19 protein-coding genes and 1 tRNA gene are annotated in these 15,761 nt (G+C 66.5%); 6 read left to right on the plus strand and 14 right to left on the minus strand.

Features of this window, described 5'->3' with window-relative positions:
• Nucleotides 1-48: 48 nt before the first annotated feature.
• Nucleotides 49-125: transfer RNA gene (locus tag B6S44_RS12325), tRNA-Met, on the plus strand.
• Nucleotides 126-200: 75 nt separating this feature from the next.
• Here B6S44_RS12325 and B6S44_RS12330 read toward each other — a convergent pair.
• Nucleotides 201-623 carry a helix-turn-helix domain-containing protein gene (locus B6S44_RS12330; protein WP_129157194.1) on the minus strand — a complete coding sequence of 141 codons (423 nt, stop codon included), beginning with the start codon at nt 621-623 and terminating at the stop codon, nt 201-203.
• 160 nt (nt 624-783) lie between these two features.
• On the opposite strand from B6S44_RS12330, the gene B6S44_RS12335 reads away from it, so the two are divergent.
• Nucleotides 784-1,590: a DUF72 domain-containing protein gene (locus B6S44_RS12335; RefSeq protein WP_129157195.1), complete on the plus strand. Its 807-nt coding sequence runs from the start codon at nt 784-786 to the stop codon at nt 1,588-1,590.
• Between the two features lie 3 nt (nt 1,591-1,593).
• Here B6S44_RS12335 and B6S44_RS12340 read toward each other — a convergent pair whose 3' ends face one another.
• From B6S44_RS12340 to htpX, 6 genes are all read right to left on the minus strand, one after another.
• Complete coding sequence (locus B6S44_RS12340; RefSeq protein ID WP_129157196.1) at nt 1,594-2,076, minus strand: YbaK/EbsC family protein; 483 nt, start codon at nt 2,074-2,076, stop codon at nt 1,594-1,596.
• Entirely contained in the window at nt 2,073-2,351 is a 279-nt protein-coding gene (locus B6S44_RS12345) for a hypothetical protein (protein ID WP_129157197.1), read from the minus strand. The genes B6S44_RS12340 and B6S44_RS12345 overlap by 4 nt, the downstream gene beginning before the upstream one ends.
• Nucleotides 2,352-2,374: 23 nt before the next feature.
• Nucleotides 2,375-3,937 carry a bifunctional phosphoribosylaminoimidazolecarboxamide formyltransferase/IMP cyclohydrolase gene (gene purH, locus B6S44_RS12350; RefSeq protein WP_129157198.1) on the minus strand — a complete coding sequence of 521 codons (1,563 nt, stop codon included), beginning with the start codon at nt 3,935-3,937 and terminating at the stop codon, nt 2,375-2,377.
• Between the two features lie 114 nt (nt 3,938-4,051).
• Complete coding sequence (locus B6S44_RS12355; RefSeq protein ID WP_129157199.1) at nt 4,052-5,794, minus strand: heparinase II/III family protein; 1,743 nt, start codon at nt 5,792-5,794, stop codon at nt 4,052-4,054.
• A gap of 56 nt (nt 5,795-5,850) precedes the next feature.
• Nucleotides 5,851-7,185: an RsmB/NOP family class I SAM-dependent RNA methyltransferase gene (locus B6S44_RS12360; protein WP_129157200.1), complete on the minus strand. Its 1,335-nt coding sequence runs from the start codon at nt 7,183-7,185 to the stop codon at nt 5,851-5,853.
• A 2-nt stretch (nt 7,186-7,187) separates the two neighbouring features.
• The gene (htpX, locus tag B6S44_RS12365) at nt 7,188-8,108 is read right to left on the minus strand and encodes a zinc metalloprotease HtpX (RefSeq protein ID WP_129157201.1); all 921 of its coding nucleotides are present in this window, start codon (nt 8,106-8,108) and stop codon (nt 7,188-7,190) included.
• 111 nt (nt 8,109-8,219) lie between these two features.
• On the opposite strand from htpX, the gene B6S44_RS12370 reads away from it, so the two are divergent.
• Both B6S44_RS12370 and B6S44_RS12375 read left to right on the plus strand, forming a co-directional pair.
• The gene (locus B6S44_RS12370) at nt 8,220-8,441 is read left to right on the plus strand and encodes a DUF1674 domain-containing protein (protein WP_129157202.1); all 222 of its coding nucleotides are present in this window, start codon (nt 8,220-8,222) and stop codon (nt 8,439-8,441) included.
• A gap of 78 nt (nt 8,442-8,519) precedes the next feature.
• Nucleotides 8,520-9,818 (plus strand): class I SAM-dependent methyltransferase, encoded by a 1,299-nt coding sequence (locus B6S44_RS12375; protein ID WP_129157203.1) that lies wholly within the window; start codon nt 8,520-8,522, stop codon nt 9,816-9,818.
• Nucleotides 9,819-9,824: 6 nt separating this feature from the next.
• On the opposite strand, the gene B6S44_RS12380 is transcribed toward B6S44_RS12375, so the two are convergent.
• The 3 genes from B6S44_RS12380 to B6S44_RS12385 all read right to left on the minus strand — a co-directional run bounded on the left by B6S44_RS12380 (nt 9,825) and on the right by B6S44_RS12385 (nt 10,610).
• Entirely contained in the window at nt 9,825-10,028 is a 204-nt protein-coding gene (locus B6S44_RS12380) for a hypothetical protein (protein WP_129157204.1), read from the minus strand.
• Nucleotides 10,029-10,035: 7 nt separating this feature from the next.
• Nucleotides 10,036-10,167, minus strand: a complete 132-nt coding sequence (locus B6S44_RS30060) for a hypothetical protein (protein ID WP_282568181.1) — start codon at nt 10,165-10,167, stop codon at nt 10,036-10,038.
• Between the two features lie 125 nt (nt 10,168-10,292).
• Complete coding sequence (locus tag B6S44_RS12385) at nt 10,293-10,610, minus strand: DUF2853 family protein (RefSeq protein WP_206735145.1); 318 nt, start codon at nt 10,608-10,610, stop codon at nt 10,293-10,295.
• Between the two features lie 235 nt (nt 10,611-10,845).
• Between B6S44_RS12385 and B6S44_RS12390 the strand changes: the two genes are divergently transcribed.
• Nucleotides 10,846-11,793 (plus strand): 2-hydroxyacid dehydrogenase, encoded by a 948-nt coding sequence (locus tag B6S44_RS12390; RefSeq protein ID WP_129157206.1) that lies wholly within the window; start codon nt 10,846-10,848, stop codon nt 11,791-11,793.
• A gap of 35 nt (nt 11,794-11,828) precedes the next feature.
• Here B6S44_RS12390 and B6S44_RS12395 read toward each other — a convergent pair whose 3' ends face one another.
• The 4 genes from B6S44_RS12395 to B6S44_RS12410 all read right to left on the minus strand — a co-directional run bounded on the left by B6S44_RS12395 (nt 11,829) and on the right by B6S44_RS12410 (nt 14,742).
• Nucleotides 11,829-12,356: a L,D-transpeptidase gene (locus B6S44_RS12395; RefSeq protein ID WP_129157207.1), complete on the minus strand. Its 528-nt coding sequence runs from the start codon at nt 12,354-12,356 to the stop codon at nt 11,829-11,831.
• A gap of 368 nt (nt 12,357-12,724) precedes the next feature.
• Nucleotides 12,725-13,171 carry an NfeD family protein gene (locus B6S44_RS12400; protein WP_129157208.1) on the minus strand — a complete coding sequence of 149 codons (447 nt, stop codon included), beginning with the start codon at nt 13,169-13,171 and terminating at the stop codon, nt 12,725-12,727.
• Nucleotides 13,172-13,173: 2 nt separating this feature from the next.
• On the minus strand, nt 13,174-14,163 hold the full coding sequence (locus B6S44_RS12405) for an SPFH domain-containing protein (RefSeq protein WP_129157209.1): 990 nt from the start codon (nt 14,161-14,163) through the stop codon (nt 13,174-13,176).
• An 81-nt stretch (nt 14,164-14,244) separates the two neighbouring features.
• The gene (locus tag B6S44_RS12410) at nt 14,245-14,742 is read right to left on the minus strand and encodes a MarR family winged helix-turn-helix transcriptional regulator (RefSeq protein ID WP_129157210.1); all 498 of its coding nucleotides are present in this window, start codon (nt 14,740-14,742) and stop codon (nt 14,245-14,247) included.
• A 45-nt stretch (nt 14,743-14,787) separates the two neighbouring features.
• Between B6S44_RS12410 and B6S44_RS12415 the strand changes: the two genes are divergently transcribed.
• Nucleotides 14,788-15,687 (plus strand): alpha/beta fold hydrolase, encoded by a 900-nt coding sequence (locus B6S44_RS12415; RefSeq protein WP_129157211.1) that lies wholly within the window; start codon nt 14,788-14,790, stop codon nt 15,685-15,687.
• Nucleotides 15,688-15,761: the final 74 nt, after the last annotated feature.

Consider the following 15,761-nt stretch of genomic DNA (forward strand, 5'->3'; position numbering starts at 1 on the left):
GTGCCTCACCGCACCCAGCGCCGCGTTGCCGTTTAAAACACCAATTATCGCGGGGTGGAGCAGCCCGGTAGCTCGTCAGGCTCATAACCTGAAGGTCGTCAGTTCAAATCTGGCCCCCGCAACCAAAATCCCGAACAACACAACCAAAAAGCCCGCTGAGATTAATCTCAGCGGGCTTTCGACGTTCGGAAAGAACAAGTTCAACCTTTGCCGCCAGGGCGGCTTGCTTCGTCGTGGTCAGCCAACCATCCCAGCATTTCGATGGCGTACTCGCGAACTCGCGGATCCTTTATTCGTCGAAAAGCCAGATCAAGCTCTTTGGATTGAGCTGCAAGCGGCTTTGAAGCGTACCTTGCCTGCTCGGTATCGGCGAATCCGGCAGCCTCGATAGCCGACGCTATGCCGGCATAAAGACTCTCCAAAGTTACGCGCAGGAACTTGGACAGTTTTTTCAGTGTTTCCGAGCTGGCCCGGCTTAATCCGCGCTCGTAGCTGGCATAGAGCTGGCGACTGACACCGATCGCCTCGGCGACCTCGCGTTGGCTCAGTCTCAGCTCATTTCGTCGACGCCGGAGCTGATCGCCGATTCTGCGATTGAAAAAGGCCCTCCAATCACGCTCCATGGGTATTTCCCCGCATTATATGCCATAGCGTGTATTCCTGTTTTTTACGCAGTCAAGGGTTGAGTTGGGCAGGCGACAGCTTGGTTTATATCCTGCCATGCTCCGACAGCCATTCGGCTCTATGTCTCCCCGAGCACGCCGGCATCTTCAGGAGTTCCCCATGGCGACCAAAGCAGCCGGCAAGATCCATATCGGCATAGGCGGCTGGGTGTTCGAGCCCTGGCGCGGCGTGTTCTATCCGGACAAGCTTTCGCAGAAGCGCGAGCTCGAATATGCCGCGAGCAAGCTGACCTCTATCGAGATCAACGGTACCTATTACGGTTCGCAGAAGCCCGAGAGCTTCGCCAGATGGCGGGCGGAGACGCCAGATGGCTTCGTCTTCGCGCTGAAGGGTTCGCGCTTCTGCACCAATCGCCGGGTTCTGGCCGAGGCGGGACCTTCGGTCGAGAAATTCGTGACCTCCGGCCTCAGCGAGCTCAAGGAGAAGCTCGGCCCGATCAACTGGCAGTTCATGGCGACCAAGGCCTTCGACCCGGCCGATTTCAAGGCGTTCCTGAAGCTGCTGCCGAAAGAGGTCGATGGTGTCAGGCTGCGCCATGCCGTCGAGGTGCGTCATCCGAGCTTCCGCTCGCCCGATTTTGTCGCCTTGCTGCGCGAATACGGCGTCGCGGCGATCACCTCGGGCGATTCCGACTTTCCGCAGATCGCCGATGTGACGGCGCCCTTCGTCTATGCCCGGATCATGGGCACCAAGGAGGCGGAGCCGCAGGGTTATAGCGGAAAGCAGCTCGATGGCTGGGCCGGCCGCGCGAAAGATTGGGCAAAGGGCGGTGCGCCCGAGGATCTGGAGCTGGTTGCGCCCGCCGCGGATAAGACGCCCCGCGATGTCTTCCTCTATGTCATCAGCGGCGACAAGGTCCGTAACCCTGCCGCGGCGATGGCATTGATCGAGCGCGTCGGCGGCTGAGGCTTACTGCGCGGCCTGAGCCGCCGGCTCCTGGCAGACATCGACCCATTGCGCGCCGGTCAGCGCGGCCATCCGCTCCGGGCTGATGCGCACCGCGGTCTGGGTCGAGCCGGCGGCCGGCACGACCTCGTCGAAGGCCTTCAGCGAGACGTCGCAATAGACCGGGAGAGGGGTCGGCAAGCCGAACGGGCAGACGCCGCCGACCGGATGGCCGGTGATGGCGACGACCTCATCGAGATCGAGCATGCGCGGCTTGGCGCCGAAGGCGGCCTTGGTCTTCTTGTTGTCGAGGCGGGCATCGCCGCGCGTCACCAGCAGCACGACACGATCGCCGAGCCGGAAGGACAGGGTCTTGGCGATGCGCGCCGGCTCGACGCCGAAGGCCTCCGCCGCCAGCGTCACCGTGGCGCTACTGCCGTCTATCTCGAGGATGGCGATATCGGGCGCGTGCTGTGCGAAGAAGGCACGGACGGATTCAAGGCTCACGAGACACCTCTGCCGAAACGCCACCAGATAAGTCCGGCCACCAATGCCGGCACGCCGAAGACGACGAGCAGGATCGGAGCTTCCTGCAGGAAGGTATAGCCGGCGCGGTTGATGCCGATGATCAGGTTGATCACCGAGGCGACGAACCAGAGCGGGATGAAGAGCTTCATCGCGAAGACGATCGGATGACGCCCGCCGGTGTTCAGCCGCGGCGCGATCAGGAGCAGGACGCCGAGCAGCGCGAAGCCGGCAGCGATGACCTTGACGGTGTGCATACCGGCTGCCCCTTGTCCCTGTATCAGTGCCGGAAATGGCGGTGGCCGGTGAAGACCATGGCGAGACCGGCTTCGTCGGCTGCCTTGATCACCTCGTCGTCGCGCATCGAGCCGCCGGGCTGGATCACAGCGGTGGCGCCGGCCTCGGCTGCGGCGAGCAGGCCGTCGGCAAAGGGGAAGAAGGCGTCGGAGGCGACGACCGCGCCCTTGGCCGCCTCGCCGGCCTTCCAGGCGGCGATACGCGAGGAATCGACGCGGCTCATCTGGCCGGCGCCAACGCCGACCGTGGCGAGGCCTTTGGCATAGACGATGGCGTTCGACTTGACGTGCTTGGCGACGCGGAAAGCGAAGCGCAGATCGGCGAGCTCGGCCTCGCTCGGCTGGCGCTTGGTCACCACCTTGAGCTCCATGTCGTCGACCACGGCATTGTCGCGCGCCTGGGCCAGGAAGCCGCCGGCGACGGTGCGCAGGCTGAGGCCGGGTTTGCTGACATCCGGCAGGCCGCCGGTCAGGAGCAGGCGCAGGTTCTTCTTGGCGGCGACGAGCGCGATCGCATCCTCGTCGGCGTCAGGGGCGATGATCACCTCGGTGAAGATCTCGACGATCTTCTTCGCCGCTTCCGCATCGAGCTTGCGGTTCAGCGCGACGATGCCGCCGAAGGCCGAGACGGGGTCGCAGGCCAGTGCCCGCTCATAGGCTTCGAGCAGCGAGCCGCCCTCGGCGACGCCGCAGGGATTGGCGTGCTTGACGATGACGCAGGCAGCGGTGCGGGCCGGATCGAATTCGGCGACGCATTCGAAGGCGGCGTCGGTGTCGTTGATGTTGTTGTAGGAGAGCTGCTTGCCCTGGACCTGGCGGGCGGTGGCGACACCGGTACGCTGCTCCGGCGTGCGGTAGAAGGCAGCCCATTGATGCGGATTCTCGCCATACCGCATCGTCTCGGCGAGGCTGCCGCCCAGCGCGCGGAAGGCCGGCGAAGTATCGCCGAGCTCGCCAGCGAACCAGTTCGAGATCGCGGCGTCGTAGGCGGCGGTGCGCGAATAGGCCTTCTGCGCCAGTTTGCGGCGGAGCGTCAGCGTGGTCGCGCTTTTGTGCGCATCGAGATCAGCCAGCACAGCGGCATAGTCGGACGGCTCGACCACGACGGCGACGTCGTTGTGGTTCTTGGCGGCGGCGCGGATCATCGCCGGACCGCCGATGTCGATGTTCTCGATGCAGTCGTCATAAGGCTTGCCGGCGGCGACCGTCGCCTCGAACGGGTAGAGGTTGACGACGAGCAGGTCGATCGGCGCGATGCCGTGGCCGAGCATCGAGGCCTGATGCTCGGGATGCGAGCGGATGGCGAGCAGGCCGCCATGGACCTTGGGATGCAGCGTCTTGACGCGGCCATCCATCATCTCCGGGAAGCCGGTCAGATCCGAGACATCCGTGACGGCAAGGCCGGCCTCGGCGATCGCCTTGGCGGTGCCGCCGGTCGAGACCAGGGCGATGCCCATGCGGGAGAGGGCACGGGCGAAGTCGATCAGCCCGGTCTTGTCGGAAACGGAAAGCAGCGCGCGTTCGACGCGGCGGAGTTCGTTCGGCATGGGATGATCAGGTCCGGGTTGATAAGCGCGAGGCGCGGAATACTCGCGCGCGCCCTATCACGCCCGGGCTTTGCTGCAAAGCACAACACATTGCAGCCTTGTCCTGCGGAGAGGTCAGAGCGGCAGATCGGGTTCCGCTTCGGCCCGTTCTCGCTCGGTTGTTTCTCCCCGGGACGGGCGCTGCGCAGGCGTGCCCAGGCGGGCGAAACGCCAGATGAGCTGCGGCGTCGCCACCGCATCGAACTCGATGACGAGCTGCACGGTCTTGTGGCGCCCGTCCGCGGCGGCGAAGAAAATGCTCTCCTCGAGCCCGACCCGCAGGCCTGGTGCCTCGAAAGCCCAGATCTCGCCCGAGGGCAGCGCCAGCAACGCACCCTCGCCATCGCGGATCAGGCTCGGCTTGACGTTCGGGTGCAAATGGAAGCGTGCGGTCGCAGGCAGGCTCGCCAGCGCTGCCGGAGCGCTGAACGAATCCTCGCCGGCAAGCTGGCTGCCGTTGCGGGCGAGCAGCAGGCGGCGGGTATGGATGGTGCCGAAGGCGCGCCGGTAGCCGTCATGGCTCGCCACCCATTCGTGCCCGTCCTCGTTGTCCTGGCGCGCGACGCGGACATCGGCCGGGCCGGCGGTGATCCGCCTTTCGCCGAGCACCAGCCCGAAGACGGCGCTGGAGCGGTCGTCCAGCGTCACGGTCGAATGAGCGGCGGTGGCGCGGGCGGCGAGCCTGAGCTCGGGCGTGCCGAAGCGACTGGCGCCGCAATTCACGACGATGCGCTGCGAACCGGTCGATAGTTCGAAGCTGAGGCAGCCGGCATTGGCCTCGACAGAATTCGCCCCGCGGGGTGGCGGCCCGGCTTCGACGACGACGATGCTGGTGCCGGCGTTCAGCCGATCATAGCCGGAATAGGCCGCATGCTCGATCGGCCTGGCGCGAACATCGTCATAGGCTGCCAGCGTCGCCATCAGATCGGGCGGCGTCGCGCCCATGCCGTTGAACAGAGCGAGCGCGCCGTCGCCATGCCGGAACAGCTTGAGATGCGGCATCATCCGGTCGATCGCCATGATGATGGCGCGTGGCGCCTCGAGCCCGCGGGCGGTAAAGGTCTCGCGCAGCGGCAAGAGGTCGAGCAGCAAGTCGATGATGAGGCGGGGATTGCGGCTGAGATGGCCGCCATCCGGCAGGATCTGCTGCTCCAGTTCGTCGGAGAGCGCGATCTCGTAGCGCCGCAATCGCCGTTCCTGGCCGTCGAGACAGATGGCGGCAAAGCAGATCGCGATCAGGCATTGCAGGCGCGCCGCACCCTCGACAGCGCCGGCGAGCGCGAGCTGGAGCCGCTCGGCCGTCTGGGCGACGTGGCGGATGAAGCGCTCATAGAAGGCATGATCGGCGCCTTCGAGCAGGAGCGGCGAATGCGACAGGAACGACATCAGCCGCCGGGCGATCACGGCCGGGCGCCGCGCGATCTCGTCGCGGTCGTGCTGGCGGGCGATGAACTCGTCGACGAGGGCGCGGGCATTGGCGCGGGCGATCGCCGTATCGGCGGCGCGCAGATGGCGCAGCCAGACGAAGCTATGGAGCGCTTCCGCCCAGGCCTCGCTCGGTGGCGCGACCAGGAAGGGCGATTCGCCATGGCAGTTCACGGTGCGTCCGGCCAGGGCGAAGTAGCCGGCATAGATGTCGCTCGCCGTGGTTGGATCGGCGGTGCGCAGGTCGTGCGGGGCGAAGAGCAGGCGGCTGGAGCGTAGTCGCCCGAACGGCCAGAGCGCCCGTTTCGCCCCGGCAATCTGGCCGCGCGTCCGCCGCGCCGCCCTGCCGATGGCTGCTCGTGCCAGGCCTCCGCGCTCCGACCAGCCGCTCAATGAATTCTGCTGCCTCGCCGCCCGCTACCGCCTCGGTGAGGCGAATCCCGATCAACTCATACCCTGTTCAGGCGACATGCGTAAAATCCCGCCCATCCCGAGAGCCGTGGCGTCTCTCCGGCAAGCTGGTGCGGAAGCGTGCGCAATTCGCCCAGCGACGTCAGCGCTTCGGCCTGTCCGCCGATCTCCGCAGGCTCGATCGGAGCGCGCACGAAGCCGGGCGTGCGCGCCAGGAAGGCCTCGATCTGCGCCTCGCCCTCCTCCGGCTCCAGCGAGCAGGTGCAGTAGACGAGGCGTCCACCCGGCCGGGTCAGTCGTCCCGCCTGGTCGAGCAGGCGGGCCTGCAGGGCGGTGAGCTTGGCGATATCCTCGGGTCGCTTGGTCCAGGCGACGTCGGGGTGGCGCCGGATCGTGCCGGTCGCGCTGCACGGCGCGTCGAGCAGGACGGCGTCGAACGGCTCTGCCTCGAAGGCCGAGACATCGGCGATGACAACCTCGGCCTCTAGGCCCAGTCGATCCAGATTGGCCCTGAGGCGGCGCAGGCGCGGGCCGGAGCGGTCGACCGCGGTGACCTCAGCGCCCAATTGCGCGAGCTGCACGGTCTTGCCGCCCGGCGCGGCGCAGAGATCGGCGACGCGATCGCCGGGCTTGATGCCGAGCAGGCGGGCGGGCAAGGCGGCGGCCGCGTCCTGCACCCACCATTCTCCCTCAGTGAAGCCCGGCAAGCCGGTGACGGCCTCGCGTCCGCGCAGGCGCACTGAGCCGGTCGGCAGGACGATGCCGTCCAGCTTGGCGGCCCATCCGGCCGCGTCGGATTTCATGGTCAGGTCGAGCGGCGGTTCCTCGGCATGGGCGGTTGCGATCGCTGTCGCGACATCGGGCCCGTAGGTGTCCGTCCAGCTCTGGCGCAGCCAGTCGGGTGTGTCGGCGAGCGGATCGAGACCGGCGAGGATCGCCTCGCGTTCGCGCGCCAGCCGCCGCAGCACGGCGTTACCGAGCGAGGCGTAGCGCGAGGAACGGGCGTCCTCGTGCAATTGGCGGATGGCGAGGTCGACCGCCGCATGGTCGGGAACATCGAGAAAGAGCAGCTGCGCCGCGGCGGCGACCATGATCGGCTCGAAGGGGCCGGATTTGCGCGGACTGCCGCGCTCGAGCCGGGCACCGACCACCTGGCGGATCGTGCCGAGACGGCGGAAAGCGACGGTTGCGATCGCGCGCGCCAGTCCGGCATCGGCCGGCTCCAGCCCGGCTGCCTGCGCCAGACGCTCGAAGGTTTCGTCGAGCGCGGTGCCGGCGCGCAGCACCTCGTCGATCAGCGTCGCCGCCAGACGGCGCGCCGCGAGACCAGGTACGTCGTCAGCCGGCGCGCGGTTTTCTTGGGGGGCTGCCATTCTCAGCCCCAGGGTCCGGGCTCGCGCCCACCAGCGAGGGGGTTCTGGCTCGCGCCGCCGGCGAAACCGCCGCGGTTCGAGGCTGCGCCCATGGCGCGCGCCTGCTCCATCAATGCGGCGATGCGGTTGCCGGTGTCGGGGTGGGTCGAGAACAATGAATCCATGCCGCGGCCGGAGAGTGGGTTGATGATGAACATGTGCGCCGTAGCAGGCTTCGCCTCCGCCGTCTCGTTCGGGATATGGGAAACGCCGCCGGCGATCTTGGCGAGCGCGTCGGCAAGCGCCACCGGGTTGCCGCAGATCTCGCCGCCGATGCGGTCGGCCTCGTATTCGCGCGAGCGCGACACTGCCATCTGGATGATGGTGGCGGCCAGCGGGGCGAGGATCATCAGGGCGACCTGGACGATGGCGTTGGGACGATTGTCGCGCGAGCCGAAGAACATGCCGAAGGAGGCGAGCGTCGAGATCGCACCGGCCATGGTCGCCGTGACCGTCATGGTCAGCGTGTCGTGGTTCTTGATGTGGGCAAGCTCGTGCGCCATCACGCCGGCGAGTTCGTCATAGGACAGTGCGCGGATGATGCCGGTCGTGGCCGCGACCGCGGCGTTCTGCGGGTTGCGGCCGGTGGCGAAGGCGTTCGGCTGGTCCTCCTGGATGAGGTAGACGCGCGGCATCGGCATGTTGGCGCGCTGGGCGAGACCCTGCACCATCCGGTAGAGATCGGGCGCGCTGCGCTCATCGACCTCCTGGGCGTTATAGGCGGACAGCGCCAGCCGGTCGGAATTCCAGTAGCTGAACAGATTGGTCGCGACCGCGATGCCGAGCGCGATCAGCATGCCCCCAGTGCCGGCGAGCAGATAGCCGACCACGCCAAACAGCGCGGTGAGCGCCGCCATCAGCATGCCGGTACGGGCATAGTTCATCGAGAACCCCTTCTTGCGTCGTTGTCATCCCAGCGCGGAAACCCTCGCCGGAGTGCAGTTTCATCCCTATGTGGTGGGGACGATGCCGATCCTGCAAGAGAATGGCCGATCATGAGCTCGCGGACCAAGACGGACGAAGGTGGAGCGCCCGAACCCGCCAAGGCATTGTCGCCGGCGGCCCAGCGCGCGCTCGCCGAAGCCGCGGCGCGCCGCGCGGCGATCGACGCCAAGGCCGCCGAGCTCCATCGCGAGAAGGAGGTCAACGGCCGCGGCGGGCTCGAACCGGTGCGCTATGACGATTGGGAAGTGAAGGGGATCGCCAGCGATTTCTGAGCTGCGCAGACCTGGCGGTTGCAAAGGGGGCCGCCGCCGGCCAAAGACGAGGCTGACAGCAACCGGCTTTGATCCAGCATGAGTGACGACAAACGCCTCGAAGCGCTGCGGCGGCTCCTGACCGAAGCGTACCAGAAGCTTGGACTGAAGCTCGGCTTCTCTCTTTGGGACGGCTCGCGCGTGCCGGCCGACTGGCCGGCGGACGGGCTGGGGATCGCGATCCGCGACGCCGGCGTCGTCGCAGCGCTGCTGCGCAAGCCGAAGCTCGACACGCTGCTGCACCTGCACGTCGCCGACCGGATCGCGATCCAGAACGGCTCGATCTTCGATCTCGCGGCGGCGCGCCCGGACGGCAAGGTCGGCCGACTGGCGCGCGGCATTTCGAAGGCGGCGGTGTTTGAGGTCGTCAGACGCTTCATCTTCGCGCCCGGCACGGCGCCGCAGGCGGTTCAGCACATCAAGGGCGACGAGATCGCCCGCGACGGCAAGCCTGCGACCAACAAGGCCAATATCGCTCACCATTACGACGTCTCGAACGCGTTCTACCGGCTCTTCCTCGACGAGCGCATGGTCTACACCTGCGCCTATTTCACCGAGGATCACGACGATCTCGAGCGGGCGCAGACCGACAAGCTCGAGATGATCTGCCGCAAGCTGCGCCTGAAGCCGGGCGACAAGCTGCTCGACATTGGCTGCGGCTGGGGTGCGCTGGTCTGCTATGCCGCCCAGCATTATGGCGTCGAGGCGCATGGCGTGACGCTGGCCGAGGAGCAGCTCAAGCTGGCGCAGGAGAAGGTCGAGGCGCTCGGCCTCATGGGCAAGGTCACGCTCCATCTCAAGGACTTCACTCAGATGGAGGGAGAGTTCGACAAGATCTCCTCGATCGGCATGTTCGAGCATGTCGGCATCCGCAACCACCCGACCTATTTCCAGGCGGTGAACCGGCTGCTCAAGCCGCGTGGGCTCTATCTGCACCACTCGATCTCACGGCGTGCCAAGAAGACCGAACGCGCCTTCAACAAGATGCCGGCGGAGTATCGGGCGCTGGTGCGCTACATCTTCCCGGGCGGCGAACTCGATCATTTGGGCATGTCGATCGCCAATCTCGAGCGCTACGGCTTCGAGGTGCACGATGTCGAGGGCTGGCGCGAGCACTACCAGCGCACGACGCGGCTGTGGTTCGAGCGGCTGAATGCGAACAAGGCTGAGGCGGAAGCGGAGGTCGGGCCGGAGCGGACGCGGATGTGGCTGCTCTATCTCGCCGGCTGCTCGCTTGCCTTCGAGCGTGGCGGAGCGCTGATCAACCAGACGCTGGTCTCGAAGCGGCGCAAGGGACCGTCGGGCCTGCCGCTGACGCGGGCGGATCTGTATCGCTGAGCAGAGTCAGGACAGGCGCAGTGCGAGCGGGCGAGCGCTGAACGTCACGGCATCGGCGCCTGCCTCGGCGCGGGCATAGTGCAGGGCATCGTCCCGGCTGCGGAAATAGCCGCCGCCGCGACCATGCGTCTCGACCGCGATCCAGTGGCCCTCGCGATCACGCCCGATCTTGAAATGCGGACGGGCGGCTGAGGTGGCAGCGGTCGGCATGGCAGCCTCAGAAGAAGCCGATCGTGGTGGCGAAGGCCAAGCCTGCTCCGAAGACGATCGTCGAGGCGAAAGCCGCCTCGGCAACGGTGAAGAGCGTCTGGGCGTGGCCGGAAAGAGCAGAACGGGACAGCGTGAACATCGAAACCCCCAAGTCGGATCGTGTATTTCGATCTTGGAGGGCTCAGCGTTCCTTTCGCCGCGGGTCGTAAAAAATGCGAATGGCGCCCAAGAGGGCGCCATGCAGGCTGTGCCCTGGGGCGGAGCCTATTTCTTCACGAAGCCGTCGAGCTTGCCGTAATGTTCGGCCAGCAAATAATAGAAGGTCAGGCGCGACTTGGTCTTGTCGGCCTTCATGTGATCGCAGGTGGCCTTGACGGTGGCGTCGAGGTCGGCAGTCTTCAGGCCGAGCTTCTTCTTCAGGAAGTTCTCGCGGACGCGCTCGAGTTCAGCGGGGTCGGAGCAGGCGACATAGCGCGTATCGGGCTTGCTCATGACCAAGGCATAAGCCTTGCTCATGCCGGCGAAGGCGGCCTCGTTGACGGGTTTCTTGGCGAACTTCTTGACGTCGGCGAGATGATCCATCGGGTACCCCTCTGAAGACATATCGGTTCGAAAGGCGCGCTGGACTCAGCGTTACGCCTTGCAAAACGATATCCGGCTTTTTTGTCGCAGGCGAGAGGCCGGACCACGAAAAATCCTAGCGATTATTCAGCGTTTCCGGGTTGCATCTACGATATGGCTGGTCGGCGCTCAGGGTTGTTGAAGCTGGCGCCGGCAAGTGCTGCGATGCAGCAATTCGCCCGGAGGCCTTTCAGCCATGAAGCCGACCATCCTGATGGCGCCGCGCATGCCGGCACGCCTCGTGGCGCGCCTGGAGGAGCGCTACGAAGTGCTCGGACCGATGAGTCATTCCGCACCGGACGCACTGCCGGCGGGAGCGGAAGCGGCGCGCGTGCTGCTGACGGTCGGCACCTGGAAAACCGACGCTGCCTTGATCGACGCCTTGCCCAGTCTCGGTCTTGTCGCCTGCTACGGCACGGGCAATGAGGGCATCGAGCGCGCGGCTGCCAAGGCGCGCGGCATCCTGGTCAGCAATGCCGCCGATGCCAACGCGACGAGCGTCGCCGAATTCGCGGTCGGACTCATGCTGGCGAGCGCCCGCCAGATCGGTACTGCCGAGCGCTTCGTTCGGGCCGGGCGCTGGCAAGGCAATGCGATCGAGCGCATGGCGCATGTACCGGGCCTGGCCGGGCGCAAGCTCGGCATTTTCGGGCTGGGCGCCATCGGCCAGCGCATCGCGGTGCGGGCAACCGCTTTCGACATGACAATCGGCTATCACAACCGTTCGCCCCGGCCGGAACTGCCCTATCAATATCACGACAGCCTGCTCGGCCTCGCCGAATGGGCCGATATCCTGATGGTCTCGGTGCGCGCGAGCGTTGAGACGCGGCACGCGATCGATGCCGCGGTCCTGCGCGCGCTCGGTCCGCATGGCCATCTCGTCAACATATCGCGTGGCATTGCGGTCGATGAGGCCGCGCTGATCGAGGCTCTGGAGAGCGGCACGATCGCGGGCGCGGCGCTTGATGTCTACGAGCACGAGCCTGTCGTTCCGGATCGGCTCAAGGCGCTGGAGAACGCGGTGCTGACGCCGCATATCGCGGCGAACGCCGAATCGGCTCAGATCGCCCAGCAAGAGTTGCTGCTCGCTAATCTCGAGGCATTTTTCGCGGGCCGGCCGCTGCTGTCGCCGGTCGCGATCTAGGCGATCGGCGAGGTAGGCTACGCTTGCTGCAGTCGTCAGGGCGCGACGACGACCGGAGTGCCCATGCGGACGCGGGCGTACAGATCGATCACATCGCTGTTGTGCATGCGAAAGCAGCCATAGGAGGCGGCGGTGCCGACTGAGCGCGGGTTATTGGTGCCGTGGATGGCGTATTGGCCGCCGGGGCCGAGGCCGATGACGCGCGCACCCATCGGGTTGTTGGGGGCACCGCCGGGAATGACGTCGGGCAGCCGCGGATTGTCGCGCTTGACCTCGGCCGGCGGGCTCCAGGCCGGATCGACCATGAGCTCCTCGACATATTTGACACCGCGCCACTGCTTGCCGGCCTTGCCGACGGCGATGGTGTAGCGCAGGGCCTGGCCCGGCGCGGCGATGTAATAGAGTTTCCGCTCGGCCGTCCGGATCAGGATGGTGCCGGGCTGGTAGCGGTAATCGGGGAAGTCGACGAGCTCGCGTGCCTGGGCGGGGCGCACCGCCAGCAGCATCAGCAGCGAGAGCGCCGCCGCGATGATGAGATCGATCGGTCCGTGCCGGCGCGCCATGGTTCTCTCCCTGCGTGTCCCAACGCGTCGGGAGAATTTGGGCGGTTGCCGGTGAATCGAGGGTTCAGCAGCATGGTGAACCCTCGATTCAGCATGAATCCGGGCTTAACCGGCTGATTTCTCAGGCGATGGCGGCGCCGATGATCAATGTCGCCAGCAACAGGTACAGCAAGGCGGCGAGGAGCAGGTCGACCGGACCGCGCGGGATGCTCATGACGGAGTCCTCCGGCGCCGCGATCCGACATCCGGCGGCGCCAGCCCTGTCATGACGGAACCGTTCGGTACGGTCCACGACCGCCATCGACCGCTGTGAACGGGCCGTTAAGCACGCCCGCGGGGTTTATGGAAAACTGCGCGGGAAGCGGGGTTCAGGCTTTCTCGACCACGAGCGTCGCGCCTTCGACACGCACGATGCGGATCTCGGCGCCGGCGAGCAGCTCGGGACCGGTGACGCGCCAGGAGGAATCGCCGACGCGAATGCGTCCTTCGCCGCCAGTCATCGTCGCCTCCAGCTTGAAGACCTTGCCGATCAGCTGACGGCCGCGATCGTTCAGGCCCGAGGCGGCATCGGGCTCTTCGCCTCGGCGGCGGGTGATGGCGCGCCCGGCAAGGACGCTGGCGACCGCAAGCGCCGCAAAGATGAGCAATGCCCCTTGCCAGGTGATGCCGGTCAGCCCGACGACGACACCGGTCAGCAGCGCGGCGAGGCCGAACCAGAGCAGGAAGACGCCCGGCGCCAGCATCTCGCCGCCGATGAGGACGAGCCCGAGCACGATCCAGGCCCAGCCACCGAGGGAGGCGAACCAGTCGAGCATGCTCAGCCCTCCACGGAGCGGCCGGCCGCGGGAACCGAGCCGGCGCGGCGGCCTGCGGCCGCCTCCTCGCCGAACACGGCCTTGGTGAGCTGGGCGATGCCGCCGACAGTGCCGGCGAGCGCGGCAGCCTCGATCGGCACGATCACCACCTTGCTGTTGGGGGCGCTCGCCATCGCCTTCAGTGCGTCGGTGTAGCGTTCGGCGATCAGGAAGTTGGCGGCCTGGATGTCGCCGCGGCTGATCGCCTCGCTAACCATGGCGGTTGCATTCGCCTCTGCCTGGGCCAGCCGCTCACGGGCCTCGGCGTCGCGCAGTGCCGCCTCCTTGCGGCCCTCGGCGGCGAGGATCTGCGATTGCTTCTGCCCTTCCGCCTTGAGGATCTCGGCCTGACGCTGCCCCTCGGCCTCGAGCACGGCGGCGCGCTTCTCGCGCTCGGCCTTGATCTGGCGGTTCATCGCGCCGGCGATGTCGGCTGGCGGCAGGATATCGCGGATCTCGATGCGGGTGACCTTGACGCCCCAGGGCGAAGCGGCGGCGTCCATCACCCGCAGCAGTCGTTCGTTGATCTCATCGCGATGCGAGAGCAACTGGTCGAGGTCCATCGAGCCGACCACCGTGCGGATATTGGTCATCGTCAGGACCATCAGCGCCTGGTCGAGATGGGAGACCTCGTAGCAGGCCTTGGCAGCGTCGAGCACCTGGTAGAAGGCGGCGGCGTCTATGCGCACGCCGGCATTGTCCTTGGTGATCGCTTCCTGCGAGGGAATGTCGAGCACCTGCTCCATCACGTTCACCTTGTGGCCGATCCGGTCGAAAAGCGGAATGATCAGGCCGAGGCCGGCACCGAGCGTGCGCGAATAGCGGCCGAAGCGCTCGACGGTGAAGTTGTAGCCCTGCGGCACGGTGCGCACGCCGAGCGCGATCGCGATGACAACCGCGATGACCAGCATAATCAGGGCGACCGTGGCGATATCCAAACCTTGCGAGCCCATCTGATCCCTTCTCCAGCTTCGGCGCAGCCGCCGCTCACCATAGCGATGTTTGCGACGCTCTGATGCAGGCTCGCTCCCACATCATTTCTCCAAGTATTTGACCACGCGCCACATCATCTCACCGACGGTGTTGCATTCCTCATCGTTGAGGACGCCCATCATCGCCTCGATCTTGGCAGTGTGAATCGCGAGTGCCTTGCGAGTCAGCGTCTCGCCTTCCGGCGTCAGCCAAAGCCGGCGCACGCGTCGATCGGTCTCGTCATTGCGGCGCTCGATCAGGCCGCGCCGTTCGAGCTCGGGCAGCAGCATGCTCATGGCGCTGCGGCCGACGAGCAGCTTTTCGGCCAGCGCCTGCTGGGTCAACCCGGGGGTGCGGAAGACGTTGGCGAGCACATCGTAATGGGCGAGCTGGATGCCGAGCGGCGCCAGCGCCTCGGAGAAAACCTTCTTCCAGAGCTGGTGCATGCGCGCGACGGCGAGCCAGTTCTTGAAGCGCGGCAGTTCCCAGGGCAGGCGCGATCCGCCGGTGCCTTCCGGCTCATCCACGGTTCCGGAAATCGGCTCTTGCATTTTGTTCATGGCTGAACATAATAGTTCAAGACTGAACGAACAGGGTTTCCGATCATGCCCAGCGCAGCCCTTCGCGTCATTCGCCCCCTCGTCCGTATCGGCAGCTTCATCGCTCCACGCACTGCAGGGCGCGCCGCCTTCAAGCTCTTCTGTACACCGCCGCGCCAGCCGGGTCCGCAGACCCGCACCGGCAAGGCGATCATCGCCGCCCGCTCCCGGCTCGCGCCTGCGATCAAACAGGCGGTATCCTACCCGTGCGGGACGGTCAGTACCTATCTGTTCGAACCAGAGCCTCGCTTGCAAGATGGCGATGGTCCGGCGCCGACCGTGATCCTGCTGCATGGCTGGAACAGCGAGGCGGCCTTCATGACCGCTTTCATCCAGCCGCTGCTGGCGCAAGGCTTCCGCGTCGTCGCTTACGACATGCCGGCGCATGGCGCCTCGACCGGGGCCGAACTCAACATTCCGCTCGGGGTCGCCGCGCTCGCCGCCGTAGCCCGCGTCTTCGCGCCGGTGCATGCGATCGTGGCGCATTCCTTCGGTGGCGCGATCGCGCTCGCTGGCCTCGCCCGCAGCGTGCCGGGTCAGCCGCGGGTCAGGGCGAACCGGCTCGCGCTGGTCGCGGCGCCGTCTTCGGTCACGACGATCACCCGCAATTTCGGCGCGACGATCGGGCTCGGCCGGCGCGGCCAGGCGGCGCTGGAGCGTCACATCCACAGTGTCGCCGGCAATCCGGTCGAGGCCTTCGAGGGGCGCGGGCAGCTGGAGACGATCGGCCTGCCGACCCTGGTGGTCCATGATCGGCAGGACCGGGAGCTCGATTTCCACCATGCGCAGGCGCTGTCGGCGGCTGGGTCCTTCGTCACGCTTCAGGAGACGAGCGGGCTCGGGCATCGGCGGATTTTGCAGGCGAAGCCGGTGATTGAGGGCGTGACGCGGTTCGTGGTGGGGTGACCGCAGTCGTCATTCTCGGGCGGAGCGAAGCGTAGACCCGAGAATCTCGGAAACGTCAGGGCGCCTTCTCGGCC

The organism is Allobosea sp. Tri-44 (genome assembly GCF_004123845.1).
In the GTDB taxonomy this organism is placed as follows: domain Bacteria; phylum Pseudomonadota; class Alphaproteobacteria; order Rhizobiales; family Beijerinckiaceae; genus Allobosea.

What these genes read in the sequence shown, in the direction of transcription:
- purH (WP_129157198.1), bottom strand. Translation starts at nt 3,937, where the DNA reads ATGCCGAACGAACTCCGCCGCGTCGAACGCGCGCTGCTTTCCGTTTCC.
- B6S44_RS12375 (WP_129157203.1), top strand. Translation starts at nt 8,520, where the DNA reads ATGAGTGACGACAAACGCCTCGAAGCGCTGCGGCGGCTCCTGACCGAA.
- B6S44_RS12380 (WP_129157204.1), bottom strand. Translation starts at nt 10,028, where the DNA reads ATGCCGACCGCTGCCACCTCAGCCGCCCGTCCGCATTTCAAGATCGGG.
- B6S44_RS12330 (WP_129157194.1), bottom strand. Translation starts at nt 623, where the DNA reads ATGGAGCGTGATTGGAGGGCCTTTTTCAATCGCAGAATCGGCGATCAG.
- B6S44_RS12360 (WP_129157200.1), bottom strand. Translation starts at nt 7,185, where the DNA reads ATGGCAGCCCCCCAAGAAAACCGCGCGCCGGCTGACGACGTACCTGGT.
- B6S44_RS12385 (WP_206735145.1), bottom strand. Translation starts at nt 10,610, where the DNA reads ATGGATCATCTCGCCGACGTCAAGAAGTTCGCCAAGAAACCCGTCAAC.
- B6S44_RS12405 (WP_129157209.1), bottom strand. Translation starts at nt 14,163, where the DNA reads ATGGGCTCGCAAGGTTTGGATATCGCCACGGTCGCCCTGATTATGCTG.
- B6S44_RS12390 (WP_129157206.1), top strand. Translation starts at nt 10,846, where the DNA reads ATGAAGCCGACCATCCTGATGGCGCCGCGCATGCCGGCACGCCTCGTG.
- B6S44_RS12335 (WP_129157195.1), top strand. Translation starts at nt 784, where the DNA reads ATGGCGACCAAAGCAGCCGGCAAGATCCATATCGGCATAGGCGGCTGG.
- B6S44_RS12395 (WP_129157207.1), bottom strand. Translation starts at nt 12,356, where the DNA reads ATGGCGCGCCGGCACGGACCGATCGATCTCATCATCGCGGCGGCGCTC.
- htpX (WP_129157201.1), bottom strand. Translation starts at nt 8,108, where the DNA reads ATGAACTATGCCCGTACCGGCATGCTGATGGCGGCGCTCACCGCGCTG.
- B6S44_RS12410 (WP_129157210.1), bottom strand. Translation starts at nt 14,742, where the DNA reads ATGAACAAAATGCAAGAGCCGATTTCCGGAACCGTGGATGAGCCGGAA.
- B6S44_RS12415 (WP_129157211.1), top strand. Translation starts at nt 14,788, where the DNA reads ATGCCCAGCGCAGCCCTTCGCGTCATTCGCCCCCTCGTCCGTATCGGC.
- B6S44_RS30060 (WP_282568181.1), bottom strand. Translation starts at nt 10,167, where the DNA reads ATGTTCACGCTGTCCCGTTCTGCTCTTTCCGGCCACGCCCAGACGCTC.
- B6S44_RS12345 (WP_129157197.1), bottom strand. Translation starts at nt 2,351, where the DNA reads ATGCACACCGTCAAGGTCATCGCTGCCGGCTTCGCGCTGCTCGGCGTC.
- B6S44_RS12400 (WP_129157208.1), bottom strand. Translation starts at nt 13,171, where the DNA reads ATGCTCGACTGGTTCGCCTCCCTCGGTGGCTGGGCCTGGATCGTGCTC.
- B6S44_RS12370 (WP_129157202.1), top strand. Translation starts at nt 8,220, where the DNA reads ATGAGCTCGCGGACCAAGACGGACGAAGGTGGAGCGCCCGAACCCGCC.